This is a genomic window from Brevibacillus choshinensis (assembly GCF_001420695.1).
GTDB lineage: Bacteria > Bacillota > Bacilli > Brevibacillales > Brevibacillaceae > Brevibacillus > Brevibacillus choshinensis.
Genome location: NZ_LJJB01000010.1, coordinates 1,536,420 through 1,557,065 on the forward strand (window position 1 = coordinate 1,536,420; position 20,646 = coordinate 1,557,065).

Below are 20,646 nucleotides of genomic sequence, written 5' to 3' on the forward strand. Positions count from 1 at the left end.
GGAAAGGCTGTCGGGGGTTTCTCCATGGCTCCAACCGAGGGAATCTGTTCACTTGTTATTTAGAATGTTACTGTAGCCGCGTTAAGGTAACGTGAAGGATATGTTAAAAAAGGGAAAAGGAAATGTGAATTGACAGCGACTAAACGCCAGACTTATCATAATCTATATTCAAATAATCAAATATTCAAAAGAAGAAGGGTTCTATTATGCAGTGGACGGGAAGATTTGAAGGCTATCGTATGAAGTCGTTTAGAAGGGATTGCGTGTCAGGACTGATTGTGGGGATTATCGCTCTGCCGCTTGGGATGGCGTTCGCAATCGCCTCAGGAGTCAAACCGGAGTACGGCATCTACACAACCATCGTAGCGGGTGTATTGATTTCTCTGTGTGGAGGATCTCGCTACCAGATTGGCGGACCTACAGGAGCGTTTATCCCCATTCTCTTTGCGATCGTCATGCAGTACGGCTATGAAAACCTGCTTATTGCCGGTCTCATGGCAGGAGCCATGCTCGTCCTCATGGGGATATTCCGTCTGGGCACTCTGATCAAGTACATTCCTCGTCCTGTGACGATCGGATTTACGGCTGGGATCGCTGTCATCATTTTTAGCGGGCAGATTGTCAATTTCCTTGGGCTTCGTGACATTCAGAAACACGAAGATTTTCTCTCCAACATGAAGGAAATCATCATCCACTTCCCTACTATCAACGTATACAGCATCCTAACCGCTTGCATTTGTCTCTCTCTCATTTTACTGACTCCACGTATCCTTCCAAAAGTTCCTGGGTCTCTCATCGGCTTGGTTCTATCCAGTTTGGTAGCTGTGCTATTATTTGAAGAGAAAGTAGCAACCATTGGCTCAACATTTGGAGCCATTCCAAGCACGTTACCTTCTTTTCGTGTTCCCGAATTAACGCTGGAACGAATTCAGTCCCTTTTGAGTCCCGCGATCGTCATCGCTCTACTGGGATCTATTGAATCTCTGCTATCTGCGGTGGTAGCTGATGGTATGACGAGTCATCGACATAACAGCAACCGGGAGTTAATCGGCCAAGGCATCGCCAATATGATCACCCCCTTATTCGGCGGCATTCCTGCTACTGGTGCCATCGCTCGTACGGCGACCAATATAAGAAGCGGAGCCGTTTCACCTATGTCTGGCGTCATTCATGGTATTGTCGTATTGCTTGTCCTACTTTTATTTGCACCCTATGCCTCTCACATCCCGTTAGCAAGTATGGCACCCATTTTGATGCTTGTAGCTTGGAACATGAGCGAGCGCAAGGAATTTGCTCACATTCTCAAAACTAGAACCAGCGATTCTGTCGTTCTTCTTATCACATTTTTACTGACGATACTGACTGATTTGACATTGGCCGTTGAGATTGGTCTCGTTCTATCGGTTCTCCTGTTTGTCAAACGAATGAGCGGAACCTTACAAGTAGCGAAAGCATTGCCTGATCCATCTCAAAAACATCAAAAGGTCATGGCCCACATGGTTTACGAAGGGCATGATTGCCCCCAGATCAGCATTTTCACCATAGAGGGGCCGATTTTCTTCGGAGATGCGAGCATGCTAGAGATGTCCATCCTGGGCAAGATGTCTTACAAGCCAAGCATTTTGCTGCTGCGCATGGGAAACGTCCCGTTCATGGATACTACGGGTGAAGCCAACTTGGCCAGTGTGGTCAGACACTTTCAAAAACAGGGAGGAACCGTTATTCTCTCTGAATTACAAGCTCAGCCCAAAGAACTCCTACAACGTACCGGACTCTATCAAATGATAGGAGAAGCACATCACTTTACCAATACCGGTGAGGCTATAGACTATGCTCTCTCTGATGTAGATCTCACCAAATGCTTGGGCTGCAAACATCTTGCGTTTCGGGAATGCGCCTCTCTTTCCGTTCCACAAGGGGATCAGTCGCAGCATTATGTAGCCCAGCAGCAAGAGTGAACCTGCCACTACTCAAAAATGGAGGATTTTTTCATTGAATTTAGAACTGCAACAATTTAAAGCTGATTTTTTTAAAGCTTTGGGTCATCCGTTGCGCATTCGCATCCTGGAGCTGTTATCTGAAGGAGACAAGAACGTAAACGAGCTCCAGAGCTTGATTGGCAGCGAAGGCTCCGCTGTTTCCCAGCAACTGGCCATTTTGCGTAGCAAGAACATCGTATACGGAACAAAGGACGGAAATAAGGTCACCTACTCGCTACGAGATCCAATGATTATTGAGCTATTATCTATAGCTCGGCAAATTTTCAACAATCACCTGATCGATGCGATATCCATGCTCGACCGATTCAACGAAGAATAAAAATGCCCAGGACGCAAAATATGGTCCTGGGCATTTTTCCTTCTATATTAAATAACCACAACAGCATCCAAAGCAATCAACGCTTCCGCTTCAATGGCTTTTGCCAATGTTTCCGTATGTGGATTGTAATCCTCTAGCAAGTCCGCATCCGCAAAACCGTCAATCGCTAGGATGGAGCCTGCCTTCATACCGCGCAGCGCTGCGATTACGAATAAGGCGGAGTTTTCCATCTCGACTGCCAGCACTCCTGCTTTTTGGTACAGCTTGTGCGGGAATTCGAGTACGCCGTTGTAAAAAACGTCAAGCGTCAACGTGATTCCTTCGGCGATGTGCAAGCCGGAATCGCTGGATTGTGCCGCCTCGACCAATGCCTCTGCTACTCGGCGGTCGGCAACCGCAGGGAATCCTGGTGGAACGAGTTGGCTGGTCAAGCCGTCTTGACGTACTGCTGCCGAGCTGATGACGAGACTGCCCGGTTGGATCGCCTGTTGGTAAGAACCAGCTGTTCCCACACGAATGATGACCTCGACCCCGCCCTTGGCCAATTCCTCAAAGCAGACGGCCGCTCCTGGCGAGCCTACGCCATGGCTGACGATGGCTACCTCGACACCCTTCCACTCTCCAGCGTAGCTATGATATTCCCGATTTTCCGCGAGCTGACGGTGATTGCCCAGCTTGGATGCGATCAACGCCGCACGCTTTGGATCTCCGCATACGATGACGCGCTTTGGCAGTTGCTCAGGATCAATTTTTAGATTGGTTAGCATATTAATCAAACTCCTTTTTCTCCCACTCGTCTTCAGGGATCGGCAACGCTTCACCGGAGAACCGCTCTTCCTGGAAAGGGTCACCGTTTAGATGAAAGCCGTTTTGCTCCCAGAAGCCTGGCTTATTTTCATCGATGAATTCAAAACCACGCAGCCATTTCACACTCTTCCAGAAATACAGATGGGGAACAACCAGACGCAACGGCCAGCCATGCTTGTCTGTCAACGGCTCTCCATCGATGGAATGCGCCAAAATCACATCATCGCGATCCAAATCACTAAGTGCCAGATTAGTCGTATAGCCTTGATCGCCATGGAGCATGACATAAGAGCTCTGTGGAGTTACCCCGATTGCTTTCATGAAATCACGGAACCTTACTCCCGTAAACGCGTTGTCAAAACGAGACCAACGCGTCACGCAATGAATGTCGCAGGTGACAGTCGTCTGTGGTAGGTCCATGAACTGCTCATACGTCAGAGTCACTTCCCGGTCGACTTCCCCGAATACCCGCAACGTCCACTCGGCCATATCGTAAACAGGCACTTCTCCTTCATGGAGAATAGGAAACCGTTCTGTCAGTACTTGCCCCGGAGGCAGGCGCAGGGCCAATGCTGGATCGATTGTAGGCACCTTCATTCGTTTGATACGTTCTGCCTTGTCCATATCGCACTACTCCTTTGTTATACTATCTGATAGTATAAAAATTTTAAGGATGATAGTATAAGCGCAACTAAGGCTTCGCCTGCGCCAAAGGCTTGGCAAAGCCAAGTTTTCTAATCATCTAGTTGTGATCATATCGGGATTAACGGGAGCTCTGTTGATTGCCTCCCGCCCGATTTTTCTCTTTTACAAAGAACATGGCCACGATCGTCAGCAGGTACGGCAGCATAGAAGTAAATTGAGTCGGCAAGGAAAAACCCTGCAAGCGGATACTGATCGCATCCATCAAACCAAACAGGAAGCTGGACGCCAGAATTCCGAGCGGGTGAGATTGCCCCATCATCATCGCTACCAAGGCGATAAACCCACGTCCTGCTGTCATTCCTTCCGTAAACATCGTGACCTGTCCCAATGACAGCTGAGCCCCTGCCAAGCCACACAAGACGCCGCACATCGTGATCGCCAGCACCTGCAGCCCCGTCACTTTGAGCCCGAGACTGCGTGCTGCGACAGGATTCATCCCTACTGCGAGCACACGGAACCCGGTAACGGTCCGGTAAAAGAACAGGTAGAGAAGAATGGCAGCGATAAACGCGAGATAGACCAACGGGGAATGTCCGGAAAAAATATCTCCCAGCACCGGGATGTCTTTGATCACTGGAATGTCCAGCTTGGGCAGTCCAGCCATCTCCTTGTCGTAAAACGCACCTTTTACACCGAAGATGGCACGCAGCGCGAACGTCGTCAGTCCGAGTGCCAAAAAGTTAATCGCCACACCTACGACGATTTCATTGGCTTTCAATCCGATCGTCATATAGGCAAACAGCAAAGAAAACAGCACACAAATCAACGCGGCAAACAGAATCGCAAGAAACAAGCTACCCGTAAAATGATTGCCGACGATGGCAGAAAAGGCTCCAACCAACACCAGCCCTTCCAGCCCTACATTAAAAATACCTACACGTGTGCACAATGCTCCTCCCAATGCCGCCAACAAGATCGGCGTAACCATCCGGATGGTCGAACTAATGAGGGACAAATCAAGCAGCTCCATGCGATTCTCCCCCTTTTACCTTCCGTTTTTTCCACCAGTCATAGCTGAACTTGGCAGAAATAAATAGGATGAGTACCGCCTGAATGACGCTAGCCACCTCCAGCGGAACCTCCGTATTTCGCTCGACACCCATTGCCCCTGTCTGGAACGCAGCCAGAAGAATCGAAGTAAAAATAATGCCGATCGGATTGGAATTGGCGAGTAGTGTAGCCATCATGCCCGTCCAGGCAAAGTTGGGCACTGTCAACGCCCCATCCACAAATCGATAGTGGGAACCGAGCACTTCTACCGTTCCTGCCAGTCCAGCCAAGCCTCCGCTGGCAAACATACCGGTCAGCATGACCTTGATCTGGTTAATCCCTCCATACCGGGCAAACAACGGGTTTTGACCGAGCATCTTGACCTCATAGCCGAAGGGCGTAAAGCGAATCACCCAAAACAATAGTAGAGCGGCTGCAATCGCGAAGAAAAATCCCGCGTGAACGCTCATCCCTGCAAACAGCTTGGGTAGCCACGCACTCTTGTCCAGCATTACGGTCTGCGCGAGAGCAGCAGATCCCGTCCGGTCCTGAAACGGATCGCTCACCAAATAGCTGGCAAACAGCACAGCAATATAGTTGAAAAGCAATGTGGAGATGAGTAGGGGAATGCGGAATTTTGCCTCCATGTACCCTGCCAGTAGCGACCAGAGTCCGCCCACGGTAATCCCCACGATGATACCTACCAGCATTTTCACGATACCCGGCGCTGGCAAGTAGATCGCGACCAATGTCGCACTGATGGCTCCAAGCACCATCTGTCCCTCGGCCCCCATGTTAAATACCCCTGCGCGAAAGGCCAAAGCCAGTCCGAGTGCAATCAGCATAATCGGCGTCGCGCGTGCCATTGTGGAAGTGAAGAAGTAAAAGCTGCCGAATGCCCCCTTCCACATTTCCTGATAGGTGCCCACGACCGATTCACCTACTGCTGCAATTACTACCGCTCCGGTCAACAGCCCGATCATGACTGCCAGGATCGGCTGAACCAACGACTTACACAGCTCTCTGACTGCTGCCATGAACGTTTCCTCCTGCCATCAACACGCTGATTTTTTCTTCTGTTGCTTCTGATCTTGCCAGTTCACCAGCGATTCTCCCTTTATACATGACCAAAATGCGGTCTGACAAAGCGAGAATTTCGGACAACTCAGACGAGACGAGCAAAATGCCATCGCCACTGTTCCGTTTTTCAATAAGTGCCTGATGGATGTACTCCATCGCTCCAATATCTACGCCACGAGTCGGCTCAGCGGCAATCAGCAAAGGCGTTTCCTGCCCCAGCTCTCTCGCCACGATCAGCTTTTGCAAGTTTCCGCCCGATAGGTTTCCTGCCAGCTCCTGCAGCTGTCGGGAGCCTGTTTTGATCGCAAAACGGTCCACCCAGCCTCGTACCACCTGACGAAACGCGTCGCGCAAAATTACGCCGCGTCGATAGAATTCCGGCTTGCGTTGATAGCCCATCAGAGCGTTTTCCTCGACGCTCTCTTGCTTGGCCGTTCCCCACAGATAGCGGTCTTCAGGAATGTGCGCCACTCCAGCCTTTCGGATGGTTTCCACTGACTTGTTGGTCACATCAGCACTACCTAAATGGATCTTCCCTTCCTGAACAGGTCGCAAGCCATTTATTGCCTGCAGCAATTCCGACTGTCCGTTGCCAGATACACCTGCGATCCCCACGATCTCCCCATGGTGAACGGCAAAGCTGACGTTATCCAGCAATGTCTGCTTCTCTCGCATGGTTACCTGATCCACGTGCAGCAGTCGCTTCCCATCCAGTGGGACACGCTGACTCAACTGCTCCAGCTCTCTGCCCACCATCAACCTCGCCAGATCGTCCACATTCGTCTCATTCCGGGAAACGTTCCCAGTCACACGTCCACCACGCAAGACAGTGATTCGATCCGACACTTCCATTACTTCCTGCAGCTTGTGGGTAATCAGGATGACGCTTTTTCCGCTTGCAGCCAAATGGCGGATCGTTTGCAGCAAATCCTTGACCTCCAGTGGAGTCAATACAGCGGTCGGTTCATCCAGCACGATGATTTCCGCTCCCTGGTACAATACTTTGAGAATCTCTACCCGTTGCTGTTCTCCGACCGAGCAGACAGACACTTTTGCCTGTGGATCGATGGGAATCCGGTACTGCTCGCTCAAAGCACGCACTTTTTCCACTGCTTCTGCGCGTTGGAAAAAACCAGCCTGCTTGGGCTCGTATCCTATGACGATGTTTTCTGCCACGCTAAACTCTCCAAAAAGCATGAAGTGCTGATGCACCATGCCGATCCCACTCTGAATCGCGTCATTTGGACCACGGAAAGCAACCCGCTTGCCATTCAGCACGATCTCGCCCGATGTCGGTTGTTCCATCCCGTACAGCATCCGCATCAGCGTCGTTTTCCCTGCTCCATTTTCCCCGACAATCGCGTGAACCTCGCCTGCCTCCAGGGTGAACGACACGTTATCATTGGCGGTAAATTCGCCGTATTTCTTGGTCATCTGCTTCATTTCCAAGCGATGCGTCATTCCCACTCCTCCTTCTCCTCATTTTTTCGCCGAATACACAAGCGACCGACTACACAGCTGTAGTCGGTCACCTAAATGCACGAGTGCTGCCAGCTATTAGAACGAGTCAGGAACTTTACGTGTACCTGCTACGATCTCGTCATTGATAGCCTTCACCTTGTCTACTACTTCTTGGCCGATGAAAGCGTTCAGCGGCGTTTTGCTTTCGTGGGTCACATAGGTTACGCCCACACCTTTTTCTTTCAATCCATAGGTCACTACGCCTGGCTTCAGAGAGCCTTCGACAAAAGACTTCACAGTTTCGTACGCTGCTGCATCAGTGCCTTTCAGCTGGGAAAGAACAATATGCTCTGGATCGATAGTTGTACGGTCAACGTCTTGGCCGGAAGTGTAGAAGCCTTTTTCCTTCGCTGCCTCAAAAACGCCCAGATCGCCTACAGCTGCCGCACCGTTAATGAAGTCAGCGCCTTTGGAAGCTTGGAGCAATGCCAGTTCTTTCGCTTTTGCCGGGTCAGTGAAGCTGCCCACGTAGTTCACGAGGAACTCGGCGTTTGGATTGGTTGCTTTCATGCCCTCTTGGAATCCGCCTGTCCATTTTTTCAGGAGGGGAATATCCATCGCTACAACCATGCCGACTTTGTTTGTTTTGGTAGCCAATCCAGCAGCTGCACCCATCAAGTACGCTGCTTCCTGCTCACGGAAGGTAACACTGCGGACGTTTGGCAAATCTACTACGGTATCAATGATCGCGAAGTTGCGATCCGGATTTTCTGCTGCTACTTTTTTCAACGCATCCTCTGCTTCAAAAGAAGAAGTGATGATCAGATCGTAATTTTCTGCCACCGCTACGCGAAGATTCTCTTCAATCGCTCCATGATCGGTAGACTCGATGCTTTTTACTTCTGCACCAAACTCTTGACCGGCTTTCTTGGCACCCTCATCCATTTGCTGGAAGAATGGGTTGACCCCGATTTTCTCTGGCAGGATCAAGGCAATGCGTTTTTTCGCCGCTCCCTCTTGTCCTGCTGCTTGTCCTTCTGGTTTATCAGCTGGTGCGCTTCCTCCAGCGGAGCATCCTGCTGCCAATACGGCAAATGTGGTCAATGCCAACAATAGTTTCTTCATGGTGTTCCCCTCTCTATCCTGTGCATTTATATTCGCTTTTTATTATTCACTTATGTAATGTACGGCTTTTCATCCAAAAAATCAATATAATTTACGTACATTAGATTAAAATATACGATTAACGTTCGTCATTATTGTCACAACATCTCCTTTTCATCAAAAAAACTCTTCCCTGAGGAAGAGTTTGCGTCCGGAACGGTCCTCTTCCTCATCTTCCAAGACATTTCACCTGTCTTGTAGGAATTGGCACCAGTCTGTACAAGGTACAGTGGTTGCCGGGCTTCATCGGGCCAGTCCCTCCGCCGCTCTAGATAAGGTAGTAATTCTATAGGATTATAGTCAAATACATTCTAGCAGAACCGATCAAAAAAGCAAATGTTATTTCTATTCATATTATCTTATTTATCTTGAAATGTCTGCTGCAGGCGATGCGACAACGTGTTGAGCTCGCCCAGCTCTTCTGTGATTTCCCGCACTTTTTGGTGTTGATTCTCCGCAGTAGCAAACAGTTCTTCCAGATTCGCTACGGATTCCTCCGTTACTGCTGTAATCGTCGACATCTCGACTGCCACTTCACCTGAGCGCATTTTGACTCGATCCATACTCGAGCGTACATGCTCCGCTGCTGCTAGGAAGGTGACCATTCCCGCGCGTACAGCTTCAATCGATGCCACTGTTTTCATAGCCAGCTCTTGGCCTTTGGCTACCGACGATTCTCCATTGCTGATATGCTGGACGGCATTTTCGCTTTCCTGATGAAGAGATTTCAATATTTCCGTGATCTCCTGAGTTGCAGTGGCACTTTGCTCGGCCAGCTTGCGTACTTCATCAGCTACTACGGCAAACCCTCGTCCATGCTCTCCTGCCCGAGCCGACTCGATAGCGGCATTCAACGCCAACAGATTGGTCTGTGTAGCAATCTGATTGATGGCTCCCACTATTTCCTCGACTCGATTGGCTTGACGATTGAGCTGGTGAATCGTCGAGGCCGCAATAGTAACGGCTTGTACGATTTGCTCCATCTGGTTGGAGAGTTCACTCATCATCCCGATGCTCTCTACCAAACGCAAATTGCTCTGGTCGGATTCACTCTTCATCGCACTGGTTTGCGTGGTAACGGCGACAATTTCCTGATCGATGGACTGCACTTCCTCCTCGATCTTCACCGTAGAATTCGCCTGAGACTCCATGCCTGTCGCGACTTCCTTGAAGGCGATCATCATATCGTCGGTATTGCGCTTCGTCCCTTCTGCATGTTCATGCACATGCTCGGTCGTGCGATCCAGCTGTTCAGTCATCATCTGGATGTGCTCTAGCATTTCCTTCAAGCGCTGTTCTTTTTCCTCTGCCTCTCGTCTCGCCCAGTTGGCTTTGCCGAGAGATGCTTGTCCTGCCAGGCAAAGGTACGTCACCGCCGCCATCATCATCAAAATGGCTACGATCCGAACAGCGAGATTGATTTCGGTGTACTCGCCGGTAAAGATCTGATAGGTTCCCGTGTAGAAGCCTACCAGTGTGGCAATGATCTGCGAAATACCTGCAAACACGACCAGCTTCCAGTCCAAATACGCTGCCAAAAAACCCATTACGATAAATGCGAGAAAAGCTACTTCCTGGTCGGAGCTAAAATGATCGAATGAAATGGCATAAAACATGAGTCCAATCGCGACAAGATATCGGATTACGGTGCTGTTCCTGCGAATGAAATAATACGGTGATACGATCAGGGTCACCAGCAATCCTAACGAACTGACTAACCAGAAATTCACATTTTCCTGGAAAGCAATCAGTCCGGCCATCCATAAATGATTCCATAAAACAAAGATCATGAAGCCTTCCTTGTTGGTCAAGGTGTTGCGCACCAACTGAAGCATGAATGTCCCCCTCCTTACCTTTCTATTGATATATCGGATTCTTTTACCATTATAGATGGAGAAATGTTCCTGTACATGTGAAAAAAATGCGAACGCTAGAAACATCTTCGCCCATTTCCGAATAGGCTGATACGACAGATCCCTATTCATAAAGGAAAGGACTAAAAAAAGTGGAATTAAACCGTTTGCCCGTCACCGTCATGACGCGTACGATCAAGAATCCTTCCACCACCATCTACTATCCACAGCTGTCCGGGCTTTCCAATCAGCAGGCTGAGCTGCAAATCAATCGCTCCCTGCTGCAAACCGTCCAAGGACTGATTCACGAGCAACAAAGAGTCCAGGTCCAAGGAAATACCCAAATGCAAGGCAGCTATGAGATCAAAAACAATCAACGCGGCATTTTTAGCGCCACTCTCAATAACTACGCCTACACGCCGCAGATGGCTCATGGGATGACCTTCCTCGGGTCTGTCTCGGCAGATGTCGACACGGGGAAAATCTTTTCCTTGAGAGACCTTTTCAAACCAGGAAGTGATTACATCAAGGTCTTGTCTGACAGGGTCAAAGCACAGATCAAGCAAAGACAAATCCCGACGCTGGGCAATTTCACGACGATCAAGCCTGACCAAGACTTTTATCTCGCGGACAAAACATTGGTCATCTACTTTCAGCTCTATGAAATCACTCCGTACTACGTCGGGTTCCCCATGTTTCCGATTTCCGTGTACGATCTGGAGCCCATCATTAATGAAGCAGGGCCACTCAGCATCCTGGCAGCTGATTAAAAACAAAAGCGAATCACGGCAACGATTGCTGATGCGCTCATAACCAGGCATCAGCTTATTTGTCGTGGCAGGGTATATGCTTATTCTGTATATACAAATAAGTGTTTACTTATATGAATGAACCTGTTAGTATGTAATTTGTACATATTTACTTAAGCAAGCAAGTGTATGGAATATCGGACTCGTTTTCATGGAGGAAGGATATCATGCAATATTACGGACATAAAGTCAGTCAAACTGCCAGAGTCTTCAGTAAAAAACTGAACGGGGTTCTCTCTCCAAAGGGCCTATACAGCTCTCAATGGGGAATCCTCATGTGCCTTCACTACCGCAGTACGTTGACGCAAGTTCAAATCAGCAACTATCTGAACGTGGAAGCGCCAACGATCACCCGGACGTTGACCCGTTTAGAAGAAATGGGCTGGGTCATCCGTGCAGAAGGGGAAGATAAACGGGAGCGTTACGTCTCGCTTTCCCCCCAAGCCGTTGAGAAATTCCCGGAATGGCTGGAAGCCGCTGTCCATTTGGAAAATGCCGCTTTGCGAGACATTTCTGAAGAAGATTTGGCTACCTTTAACCGCGTACTGAAGAAAATGAATGACAATCTAAACAACGTACAGGCTTAAAAGCACGAATACCCTCTCACGAAAAAACAAGGCTCCCCTTCCTGAATGATTCATTGTCAGGAGTGGAAGCCTTTTTCTATTTGCTGCTATCTATTGAAATCGTTTGACCATATTGCGGGCCATCCAGACACCCGCTGCTCCTGCTTGTGCGAGTCCGCGAGTGATGCCCGCTCCATCGCCGCCACAGAACAGACCTTTGATTTCCGTCTCGAATTCCTCCGTCAATTTCGGACGAGCGGAGTAGAACTTGGCTTCGACACCGTAAAACAGGGTGTGCTCAGACGCGATACCTGGTGTCACTTTGTCCAGTGCCTCAACCATTTCGACCAGGCTTTTCATGGTGTTATACGGCAACACCAGTCCGAGGTCACCCGGTACAGCTTCCTTCAGCGTCGGCTCCAGGAATCCTTCCCGAATACGCGAGTCGGTAGAACGGCGGCCGCGCATAATATCGCCGAACTTTTGCACGATCACCCCACCGTTGGACAGATCATTCGCCCGCTTGCAAATTTCCCGAGCATATTCGTTTGGTTTGTCAAACGGTTCTGTAAAGGTATGGGAGACCAAAAGCGCAAAGTTGGTATTGGTCGAACCTAGAGCCGGGTCTTTGTACGAGTGACCATTTGCCGCCATGACCCCGCTGTGGTTTTCCACAACGACATGCCCGGATGGATTGCTACAGAATGTGCGGACTCGAGTACCTACGGATGTGTTGAAAATGAACTTCCCTTCATACAGATGCTCGTTAATCTCACGCATGACCACGTCGGAGGTCTCGACGCGCACCCCTACATCCACCTGATTGTTGTACATCTTCAAACGGCGTTTTTTCAAGATACTCGTCAGCCAAGCCGAGCCATCCCGCCCCGGTCCGATCACAACAAAATCGCTCTCGTACTCTTCCCCGTTTTTCAGCGTGACCCCTTTGACTTCGTGCCCGGCTTCACCCTTGACCGTGATGATGTCTTCCACTTCTGTCTTGAACATCATATCGATTCGGCCCTTGAGATGCTCAAAGATCGATTGCAGAATTTGCAGGTTTTGCTCTGTTCCCAGGTGGCGCACCTGAGCACGCAGCAGCTTGAGACCCGCTGCATAGCCACGCTGTTCGATACCTTTAATTGTCTCTGTTGTAGGATCTGTGATCACTTCTGTCGCCCCGTGCTCGAGATTGATCGAATCCACGTATTTGATCAGATTGAGTACAGTGGAAGGACTGAGATAATCCGTCATCCAACCGCCAAATTCCGTCGTAATGTTAAATTTCCCGTCACTGTAAGCACCAGCACCGCCGAAACCGCTCGTGATCGAACAGGCTGGCAGACAACCTGCAAAATCTTTTTTCCCTGCTGGCGGTGGACAGAGCTTGATTTTCTCTTCCAAAATCGGACAGCGTCTGCCGTAGATGTCGTGCCCTTTGTCAATCAAAAGCACCTTGGCGTCTGGTCTTGTTCGCGTCAGCTCATAACATGTAAAAATCCCTGCTGGACCTGCTCCTACCACGATCACATCGTACTTCTTCATGTTCGTTTCCCCCTCGTGAGCATGTTTGAAAACTTGACTTCGCCAGGCTTTTTAGCGGAGTCATAGTACCCAAAGGGCACAAGTCTCGCTTTCTCACTTTTGTTCGAAGTCTCGCTATGTTGCACTTATACTTTCTTCCTTTACCGTATCACTTTATGAAAGCACAAAAATTCCCGGCCGACGAATAGAGTATGTCAGAGACAACCCCATTCGTAGCCGGGAATTTACGGTTCCCTGTAGAGACCCTCAAACCATATTTCTGAGGATATACGAATTGTAAGATTCATCAAACAAGTTTTGTGACAATCAACAATATGTATAATAGCGACTAATGTGAATCATGTCAATATGATTTAGCCTATTTATTCGTGTTTGCAACTATTTGGAACGGATAACCCATGAAAACATGTAGTCATATAACCAAAACCCGAACATTAAATCCGAACGTTCGTTGTTTCTAAAAATCCTGCTTGCAGCGTTCGGCAGGAAACTACAGAAAAAGAGGGAATAGGTAGAAAATTTCCATTCATATAGTCATTACAAGCATACAAAAAGGGTGAGGCCTGTACATGCGGGATTATCGCTATTATCAGTCTGCCTTTGCCGGAGTTCCGATGCCTTTTGCCTTTGTCGATCTCGATCTGCTCGAGGAAAACGCGCAGCAAATTCGACTCCAAAGCAATGGGAAACAGATCCGAATTGCCAGCAAATCGATTCGAAGCGTCGACATCCTCAAGCATCTTTTGCAGCTAGACGAGTGCTTTACCGGGATTATGTGCTACTCCGGTCCGGAGGTTCTCCATTTGTGCGCCCAAGACTTGGACCAACTGCTCGTGGGCTACCCGATCTGGGAAAAGAGCTGGCTAATGGCGATCGCTTCCGAAGTGAAGAACGGTCGTATGATTACGCTGATGATCGATTCCCCCTCGCATGTTGATCATGTGGAACAGATCGCCAAACAGGCTGGGGTTTGTCTCCCTGTCTGTATCGATGCTGATATGTCCTCTGATGTGTGGGGATTTCATTTCGGGGTGTGGCGTTCCTCGATTCGTTCACTGGAAGGAGCTTTGGACGTCGTTCGCCGTGTAGGCGCATCCGACCATCTCTATCTCGATGGCATCATGGGATACGAGGCACAGATTGCAGGGGTGGGTGACCGTTATCCCCATCAATTCCTCAAGAACACGGTAGTTCGCCTGCTCAAGCAGCATTCTGTGAAAGAAGTTGCCGAGCGCCGTGCCATGCTTGTCGGGGCGATCAAAGATTTGGGCATTGCCCCTCGTTTCGTGAATGGAGGCGGTACAGGCAGTCTTCACCTGACTGGGAGAGAAGAGGCTGTCACCGAAGTTACGGCTGGCTCAGGCTTTTACTCCCCTGCCCTTTTCGATTATTATCAGGACTTCCGGTTTCACCCAGCAGCTGGCTTTGCTCTGGAAATTGTCAGACAGCCCACCGCAAACATCTACACGTGCGCAGGTGGCGGCTACATCGCTTCGGGATCTCCGGGAAAAGACAGGCTACCCATTCCTTATTTACCGGAAAAGATCAAGCTGTTGCCCAATGAAGGCGCTGGAGAAGTACAGACGCCGATCCGCTATCGCGGAACTGAAAAACTGTCGTTAGGCGATCCGATCTTTTTCCGCCACGCCAAAGCCGGAGAGCTGTGTGAGCGATTTTCACGACTGTACTGTGTCTCGGGTGGAAAAGTGGTTCGAGAAGTGAACACCTACAGGGGGGACGGGTTATGCTCACTTTGAGTCAGCAGACAAAGCTCTGGAAAAACTGGGCAGGAAATGTACAGAGTCGGCCACAGCAAGTCGCGCTACCAGAATCCGTAGAAGATGTCGTTTCGATAGTGAATGACTGCAGGCGGACCGGAAAACACATCCGCGTCGTCGGTTCCGGGCATTCCTTTTCTCGCCTGGTGCAGACGGACGATTGCCTGCTATCACTTGAACGACTTCAAGGAGTGTATGCCGTCGATTCTGACCAGCATACGGTCGAGGTATGGGCAGGTACGAACCTGAAAGATCTCGGCCAGCTATTGTACGAGCATGGCTACTCCCAGGAAAATCTGGGCGATATCAATGCCCAATCCATTGCAGGTGCCGTAAGTACAGGTACACATGGTACAGGTATTCGCTTTGGCAGCATCTCTACGCAAGTGGTCGGTATGACGGTAGTGACTGCCGCAGGTGAAGTGCTGGAATGCTCCGAGGGCCAACAGCCTGACCTGTTTCGTGCGTTGCAAGTATCGCTCGGCTTACTCGGCATCCTCGTCCGGATTCGTCTCCGGGTCGTTCCCACTTATCGCCTTCGCTATCGCAGTGTCCGCATGCCGCTGAATGAATGTCTCGCGTCTCTCGATGCGTTCCGGGAAGATCATCGACATTTTGAGTTTTATGCCTTCCCCTACTCGAATACAGCTCAGGTCAAATTTATGGACGAGACAACAGAGCTGACTAATGTGAACCAGACGTGGAGCTACGTGAAAAAGATGGTAATGGAAAACGCCGTCTTCTGGCTCTTGTCTGAAAGCTGCCGACTGATCCCTTCCTTATGCAAGCCCGTTAGCAGACTCTCCGCCCAAGCGGTCCCGACTGTCGATGAGAGCGGGTATAGTCACCGCCTGTTTGCTACCCCTCGCCTGGTGCGTTTCTATGAAATGGAGTACAGTGTACCTGCTGAAAAGATGAAAGACGTCGTCGAGGAATTACTCCAGGCGATCGAACAAGATCAATTCGCTGTTCATTTCCCCATCGAATGCCGTTATGTGAAACAAGACGATATCTGGCTCAGTCCCGCTCATGGGAGAGATAGCGCCTTTATTGCCGTCCACATGTACAAAGGCATGCAACATCAACCGTATTTTGAACGAATGGAGTCCATTTTTCAGCGTCATGGTGGCAGACCGCACTGGGGGAAAATGCATACGATGAAATCCGACCAGCTGCACCTTGTCCTCCCTCACCTCGCAGATTTTCTCGCACTCCGCTCTCAGCTCGATCCGGATGGACTATTCGTTAATCCTTTTTTATCTGAATTATTCGGCATTTCACCTCGCAGATAAGCTACTCCCGAATAGAAAAATGCCCCCGCCCGATACGTTGGGTAGGGGCATTTTTCACGCCATACATGTGATTAACCTTGGGTAGGCACATGGGGACGCTTGTCCTTGTGACGTCCATAGCGCAGGTAGTAATACAGATAAAAGACGACGAGAGCTCCGATTCCGTAAAACAAGCCAAATCGCTGCGTCGCATCAAAGATCGGATAGACCATGAGGAACGTGCAGAGCGCCAGGCAAAGGATCGGCATGACCGGATAAAAGGGAGCCGCGAATTGCAGGTCTTCAACTCTACCACCCTCACGCAAATACTGGCGACGGAAATTGAACTGGGATAAGGCGATTCCCATCCAACAAAACGTAATCGCGATACCGGAGACCGACATCAACAATACGTAAACCGTATCGGCTGCCAGTACACTCGTCAAAAGGGACAAGAGGGAAAAAGCCAAGGTCATGAGCAAGCTGTTTAGCGGCACGCTCCGTTTCGTGAGTTTTCCGAAAACGGGATGTGCCATCCCACTATGCGACAACGCCCACAGCAAACGAGTCGCGGCGTACAGACACGAGTTCCCCACAGACAAGAGCGCTGTCAGGATAACGAAATTCATGATATCGGCTGCGTACGGAATCCCTACAGCATCGAATACCGTGACAAACGGGCTTTCCAGCAAGCCTAATTCACTGGACGGGAAAAGCGCGGACAAAATCGTGACAGATGCCACGTAAAAAATGAGAATGCGGAAAATGACATTGCGAATGGCTCGCGGAATGTTTTTCTGAGGGTTTTCAGTCTCGCCTGCAGCAATCCCGATTAATTCCGAGCCTTGATAGGAGAATACGACATTCATCATGGTGACAAAGACGATACTGATGCCAAACGGGAACAGCCCTCCGTCTGCGGAGAAATTGGAGAAGAACGGAGCTGGCTTGCCATCCAAGCTGACAATACCGAAAATGGCTCCCACACCGACGATAATGAAAAAGATAACAGCTAACACCTTGATGCCTGCAAACCAGTACTCGGTCTCAGCAAATCCTTTTGTCGTCAGAGCGTTAAAGCTGAACAACAACACGATAAAAACGGCACACCAGATCCAGACTGGCGTATCAGGGAACCACCTTTGCATCACCATACCCGCAGCGGTAAATTCCACTCCCGCCGTCGTTGCAGATCCCAGCCAATACATCCACCCGAGAGTAAAACCGCTTGCTGGGCCGATGTACTTTGTCGCATACGTTTGAAACGCCCCCGTCACCGGCATCTTGACGGAAAGCTCACCAAGGCATGTCATGACCAGATACAAGAGCACGCCGCCAATGATATAGGCCAAGATCGCTCCACCTGGTCCGGCTTGATTGATGGTATAGCCTGCATTCAAAAACAGACCTGTCCCGATGACGCCGCCAAGCGACAGCATAAACAAGTGGCGGCTTTTCATCGAACGCTGCAAATGTTTGTCCTTCTCATTCCCAAGGTTCATACGGTCCCTCCCTTTTCACAACACTCACACTTCCGCACTTTTGACATTCCAGCTACACGGTAAAGGAACTGCCTGCCTTAGAAGCGCAGGGACAGGCAGCTCAATCCTCCATCTTGTTTGCGGAACTCGGACATGTCACATTCAATCACGCTGTAGCCCGCATCCGTGAGTTTTTGTTTGGTCGTATCGAAGCCTTTGGGAATGATGACGTAGTCGTTGATGCGAATGCAGTTTGCGGAGTATTCATCTACCTTGCTCACGATAATCTGCTCGTAGTCTTTATAATCATCCGAACCAATGAACTCGCCTGCCAGCACCAAGGTGTTGTTGCCCAAGTAAGCGATTCCAGTTTTCAAATGGAAAAATTCTTTCAGCGGAACAATCGTTGCTCCATAGCCGTATTTGCCCAGGATGTCCTTGAGCTGCTCCGCTCCCTCCAGGTTCGTACGCGTGGAGAGACCGATGTAAAAATGATCGTCCACTTGCATGACATCACCGCCGTCTAGGTAACCTGGTGACTGAATGTATTCGACCGTGTCATAGAACTGAGGTATGACCCGTTTCATATCCTCGATTTCCCCATTTCGGCTGGCTGCTCCCGGGTTGGTAATGATGGCGCACTTTTCTGTCAATACAGCGGAGTCTTCAACAAAGGTGGAGTCTGGAAACTGTTCGTCGGCTTCAAGGACCGTTACCGTCAATCCAGCTTTTTGCAGTGCCTCGATATAAGCATCATGCTGTTTCAATGCAAGCTCAAAATCAGGTGTGCCAAGATCAGAAGTCGTCAATCCAGTCACATAGCTCTTTCCTGGTTTTTTTACAATCGCACGAGTAAATTTCATGTCGTTGTTGCTCCCTTCTCTTTTCCGAATCGTGTATGGTTTCTCTCCCAAATACTTATCTTCTTGCCAATGGCGATGTCAGGCAGGTAGGTCCCCCTGTGCCTTTGTAGGAAATCTCCGTTCCCTTGTATTCGAGCACTTCTACACCTTCTTGCTCCAGCAGACGTATGGTTACTGGATTGCCAGCAGGGACGACGACTTTTCGCGGTCCAATAGCCAGGACGTTGCAACCTAGATTGTCGTATTCGTCATCTGGTACCTCGATCAGCTTGACGCCACGCTGGATCAGCAATTCCCGGAAAAAGATCGGCATGAGCTTGGAATACACCACAGCCAAATCCTTGTCGACATAGCTGATGACGGACATCAAATGCAAGCATTCATCCGGACCATTGCCGTGCGGGAGAGGTACGACGATGAATTCATCGACGACATCCGCAGTCAGCTCTCTTAACTGACGAATCCCCTCGTCATTGGTCCGATACCCTCTCGCTACAGCAACCGTACGCTCGTCCATCCAGACGACGTCGCCGCCTTCCACGAGACCTTCTCCCTGAATTTCACCGAGAATAGGAATCCCGATGCTCGTGAAATAGTCTCGGACAGCCTCCGGTTCCCCTTGGCGCAGCTTTTTCCCTGGATGGAGCAAAATCGCTCCCTTTTCGGTAATCTTCACGGAGTCATGTGCATAGATGGAGTCTATTCCCGTTCGCTCATCAGCGGGCAAATAACGGACGTCCGGCACGTGCTGTTTCAAAATCGCTTCAAACTGCTCGTATTCCCGGACCGCTTCGTCATAGTCAGGGCATGTAACGTAATTGTACTCACGCCAATGACGGTTCAAATGGTCTTGACTGATAAACGCGTCTTTGGGGTGTTTCATCATGATGCTTTCAATCGTACCGTACATAGATTGGCAGCCGTACTTCACCAATGCGGTCACCTCATTTACCGTCTATTATCTTTCCGCATTGTGGAACTATTTCCATAATGCGAAATAACACTCTTAATGTAAAATAGTTTGAAATTTTTTGTCAACGTATTTTTATTCGCGTTGATCATATTGATTCGTCCAAAAAATTCTGATAGATTGGAACAAGAAATAGCCCGGCAAGGCACCTTCCTACCTGGTGGTCTTGCGGCAAAACATAGGGGGAAACACGTTGGTACAATCGATTGACCGGGCGATGAGCATTATTCATGTCCTCGTCTCTGACGAAAACAAACCGCATTGGTCCATCTCAGAGATTGCGGATCAGACGGCTCTCCCTCTCAGTACGGTTCATCGCTTGATCAGCACCTTGATGCAATACGGACTGATCATGCAAATCCCGGAAACCAAACAATATAAGCTCGGCTACACTTGGATGGAGATCGGACTGCGACTCCTTGATAAAATCGATACGCGTGCTGTTGCCCGTTCGGTGATGGAGCTGTTAGCCGCCGAGGTAAAAGAAACCGTTTACTTGAGCATTCCACACGGCACGAGTGCCATCATCCTCGAACGAGTAGAGGGTCCCATGACCGTGCGGATTATAGACAATCTGGGTGAGCGTATTCCGTTGCATATCGGTGCTGCAAACAAGACCATGCTCGCCAATATGGATCCGACAGAAGCCAAAAACATCGTGGCGCAGCTTCTCCCGGAGCAGGAAGCTCAGCGCGAGCTCCTAGAACGCTTGCCTGCTATCAAACAAAATGGATATGCGGTCAGCTACGGCGAAAAGACAGAAGGAACCGCCTCGATCGCTTCACCTATCATCGGCTACAACCACAAAGTAGTCGGCGCTTTGAGCATTGGTGTTCCGAGTTACCGGATTACCGAGGATCGTTTGGCTATCCTGATTGAAAAAGCCAAGCAGGGTGCTAAGGAAATCTCCCAAAAAATCGGCGGACTTCCTTAATTTTTTTATCCACGATACGGAAAACTATTTCACATTACGGAAAACGGAGG

18 protein-coding genes and 2 riboswitches are annotated in these 20,646 nt (G+C 49.6%); of the genes, 7 read left to right on the forward strand and 11 right to left on the reverse strand.

Annotation, left to right across the window (positions count from 1 at the left end; genetic code table 11):
- The first annotated feature begins 206 nt into the window (after positions 1 to 206).
- Positions 207 to 1,958, forward strand: a complete 1,752-nt coding sequence (locus tag AN963_RS17355; protein ID WP_055745787.1) for a SulP family inorganic anion transporter — start codon at positions 207 to 209, stop codon at positions 1,956 to 1,958.
- A 34-nt stretch (positions 1,959 to 1,992) separates the two neighbouring features.
- Positions 1,993 to 2,319 carry an ArsR/SmtB family transcription factor gene (locus AN963_RS17360; protein WP_055745788.1) on the forward strand — a complete coding sequence of 109 codons (327 nt, stop codon included), beginning with the start codon at positions 1,993 to 1,995 and terminating at the stop codon, positions 2,317 to 2,319.
- A 47-nt stretch (positions 2,320 to 2,366) separates the two neighbouring features.
- On the opposite strand, the gene AN963_RS17365 is transcribed toward AN963_RS17360, so the two are convergent.
- The 7 genes from AN963_RS17365 to AN963_RS17395 all read right to left on the reverse strand — a co-directional run bounded on the left by AN963_RS17365 (position 2,367) and on the right by AN963_RS17395 (position 10,361).
- On the reverse strand, positions 2,367 to 3,086 hold the full coding sequence (locus AN963_RS17365) for a nucleoside phosphorylase (RefSeq protein ID WP_055745789.1): 720 nt from the start codon (positions 3,084 to 3,086) through the stop codon (positions 2,367 to 2,369).
- Position 3,087: 1 nt separating this feature from the next.
- On the reverse strand, positions 3,088 to 3,750 hold the full coding sequence (locus AN963_RS17370) for a sulfite oxidase-like oxidoreductase (protein ID WP_055745790.1): 663 nt from the start codon (positions 3,748 to 3,750) through the stop codon (positions 3,088 to 3,090).
- 139 nt (positions 3,751 to 3,889) lie between these two features.
- On the reverse strand, positions 3,890 to 4,801 hold the full coding sequence (locus tag AN963_RS17375; RefSeq protein WP_055745791.1) for an ABC transporter permease: 912 nt from the start codon (positions 4,799 to 4,801) through the stop codon (positions 3,890 to 3,892).
- Positions 4,788 to 5,858, reverse strand: coding sequence for an ABC transporter permease (locus AN963_RS17380; RefSeq protein WP_055745792.1), 1,071 nt, complete (start codon positions 5,856 to 5,858; stop codon positions 4,788 to 4,790). Before AN963_RS17380 ends, AN963_RS17375 begins: the two co-directional genes overlap by 14 nt.
- Positions 5,833 to 7,362, reverse strand: a complete 1,530-nt coding sequence (locus AN963_RS17385; RefSeq protein WP_055745793.1) for an ABC transporter ATP-binding protein — start codon at positions 7,360 to 7,362, stop codon at positions 5,833 to 5,835. The genes AN963_RS17380 and AN963_RS17385 overlap by 26 nt, the downstream gene beginning before the upstream one ends.
- 96 nt (positions 7,363 to 7,458) lie before the next feature.
- Complete coding sequence (locus AN963_RS17390; protein WP_055745794.1) at positions 7,459 to 8,487, reverse strand: BMP family protein; 1,029 nt, start codon at positions 8,485 to 8,487, stop codon at positions 7,459 to 7,461.
- A gap of 205 nt (positions 8,488 to 8,692) precedes the next feature.
- Positions 8,693 to 8,805, reverse strand: a riboswitch (SAM riboswitch).
- Between the two features lie 80 nt (positions 8,806 to 8,885).
- Positions 8,886 to 10,361 carry a methyl-accepting chemotaxis protein gene (locus AN963_RS17395; protein ID WP_055745795.1) on the reverse strand — a complete coding sequence of 492 codons (1,476 nt, stop codon included), beginning with the start codon at positions 10,359 to 10,361 and terminating at the stop codon, positions 8,886 to 8,888.
- A gap of 170 nt (positions 10,362 to 10,531) precedes the next feature.
- Here AN963_RS17395 and AN963_RS17400 point away from each other — a divergent pair, with 170 nt between their 5' ends.
- Both AN963_RS17400 and AN963_RS17405 read left to right on the forward strand, forming a co-directional pair.
- A complete protein-coding gene (locus tag AN963_RS17400) occupies positions 10,532 to 11,149 on the forward strand; it encodes a DUF3298 and DUF4163 domain-containing protein (protein WP_055745796.1) in 618 nt (205 codons plus the stop codon).
- 206 nt (positions 11,150 to 11,355) lie between these two features.
- Entirely contained in the window at positions 11,356 to 11,775 is a 420-nt protein-coding gene (locus tag AN963_RS17405; protein WP_055745797.1) for a MarR family winged helix-turn-helix transcriptional regulator, read from the forward strand.
- Between the two features lie 90 nt (positions 11,776 to 11,865).
- Here AN963_RS17405 and AN963_RS17410 read toward each other — a convergent pair whose 3' ends face one another.
- Complete coding sequence (locus AN963_RS17410; protein WP_055745798.1) at positions 11,866 to 13,299, reverse strand: NAD(P)/FAD-dependent oxidoreductase; 1,434 nt, start codon at positions 13,297 to 13,299, stop codon at positions 11,866 to 11,868.
- Between the two features lie 193 nt (positions 13,300 to 13,492).
- A riboswitch (purine riboswitch) is annotated at positions 13,493 to 13,592 on the reverse strand.
- 276 nt (positions 13,593 to 13,868) lie between these two features.
- On the opposite strand from AN963_RS17410, the gene AN963_RS17415 reads away from it, so the two are divergent.
- Both AN963_RS17415 and AN963_RS17420 read left to right on the forward strand, forming a co-directional pair.
- Positions 13,869 to 15,056 (forward strand): amino acid deaminase/aldolase, encoded by a 1,188-nt coding sequence (locus tag AN963_RS17415; RefSeq protein WP_055745799.1) that lies wholly within the window; start codon positions 13,869 to 13,871, stop codon positions 15,054 to 15,056.
- A complete protein-coding gene (locus AN963_RS17420) occupies positions 15,044 to 16,369 on the forward strand; it encodes a D-arabinono-1,4-lactone oxidase (protein WP_055745800.1) in 1,326 nt (441 codons plus the stop codon). The genes AN963_RS17415 and AN963_RS17420 overlap by 13 nt, the downstream gene beginning before the upstream one ends.
- Positions 16,370 to 16,440: 71 nt before the next feature.
- On the opposite strand, the gene AN963_RS17425 is transcribed toward AN963_RS17420, so the two are convergent.
- The 3 genes from AN963_RS17425 to AN963_RS17435 form a co-directional block, all read right to left on the reverse strand.
- Entirely contained in the window at positions 16,441 to 17,850 is a 1,410-nt protein-coding gene (locus AN963_RS17425; protein ID WP_055745801.1) for an amino acid permease, read from the reverse strand.
- 77 nt (positions 17,851 to 17,927) lie between these two features.
- Positions 17,928 to 18,692 (reverse strand): dimethylarginine dimethylaminohydrolase family protein, encoded by a 765-nt coding sequence (locus tag AN963_RS17430; protein WP_055746350.1) that lies wholly within the window; start codon positions 18,690 to 18,692, stop codon positions 17,928 to 17,930.
- Between the two features lie 55 nt (positions 18,693 to 18,747).
- Positions 18,748 to 19,602: a dimethylarginine dimethylaminohydrolase family protein gene (locus tag AN963_RS17435; protein ID WP_055746351.1), complete on the reverse strand. Its 855-nt coding sequence runs from the start codon at positions 19,600 to 19,602 to the stop codon at positions 18,748 to 18,750.
- Positions 19,603 to 19,855: 253 nt separating this feature from the next.
- Between AN963_RS17435 and AN963_RS17440 the strand changes: the two genes are divergently transcribed.
- Positions 19,856 to 20,596 (forward strand): IclR family transcriptional regulator, encoded by a 741-nt coding sequence (locus tag AN963_RS17440; RefSeq protein ID WP_055745802.1) that lies wholly within the window; start codon positions 19,856 to 19,858, stop codon positions 20,594 to 20,596.
- Positions 20,597 to 20,646 lie beyond the last annotated feature (50 nt).

Coding starts and splice junctions, on each gene's coding strand:
- AN963_RS17405 (WP_055745797.1), top strand. CDS start 11,356: ATGCAATATTACGGACATAAAGTCAGTCAAACTGCCAGAGTCTTCAGT.
- AN963_RS17410 (WP_055745798.1), bottom strand. CDS start 13,299: ATGAAGAAGTACGATGTGATCGTGGTAGGAGCAGGTCCAGCAGGGATT.
- AN963_RS17430 (WP_055746350.1), bottom strand. CDS start 18,692: ATGAAATTTACTCGTGCGATTGTAAAAAAACCAGGAAAGAGCTATGTG.
- AN963_RS17390 (WP_055745794.1), bottom strand. CDS start 8,487: ATGAAGAAACTATTGTTGGCATTGACCACATTTGCCGTATTGGCAGCA.
- AN963_RS17375 (WP_055745791.1), bottom strand. CDS start 4,801: ATGGAGCTGCTTGATTTGTCCCTCATTAGTTCGACCATCCGGATGGTT.
- AN963_RS17425 (WP_055745801.1), bottom strand. CDS start 17,850: ATGAACCTTGGGAATGAGAAGGACAAACATTTGCAGCGTTCGATGAAA.
- AN963_RS17365 (WP_055745789.1), bottom strand. CDS start 3,086: ATGCTAACCAATCTAAAAATTGATCCTGAGCAACTGCCAAAGCGCGTC.
- AN963_RS17435 (WP_055746351.1), bottom strand. CDS start 19,602: ATGTACGGTACGATTGAAAGCATCATGATGAAACACCCCAAAGACGCG.
- AN963_RS17395 (WP_055745795.1), bottom strand. CDS start 10,361: ATGCTTCAGTTGGTGCGCAACACCTTGACCAACAAGGAAGGCTTCATG.
- AN963_RS17415 (WP_055745799.1), top strand. CDS start 13,869: ATGCGGGATTATCGCTATTATCAGTCTGCCTTTGCCGGAGTTCCGATG.
- AN963_RS17355 (WP_055745787.1), top strand. CDS start 207: ATGCAGTGGACGGGAAGATTTGAAGGCTATCGTATGAAGTCGTTTAGA.
- AN963_RS17385 (WP_055745793.1), bottom strand. CDS start 7,362: ATGACGCATCGCTTGGAAATGAAGCAGATGACCAAGAAATACGGCGAA.
- AN963_RS17380 (WP_055745792.1), bottom strand. CDS start 5,858: ATGGCAGCAGTCAGAGAGCTGTGTAAGTCGTTGGTTCAGCCGATCCTG.
- AN963_RS17420 (WP_055745800.1), top strand. CDS start 15,044: ATGCTCACTTTGAGTCAGCAGACAAAGCTCTGGAAAAACTGGGCAGGA.
- AN963_RS17370 (WP_055745790.1), bottom strand. CDS start 3,750: ATGGACAAGGCAGAACGTATCAAACGAATGAAGGTGCCTACAATCGAT.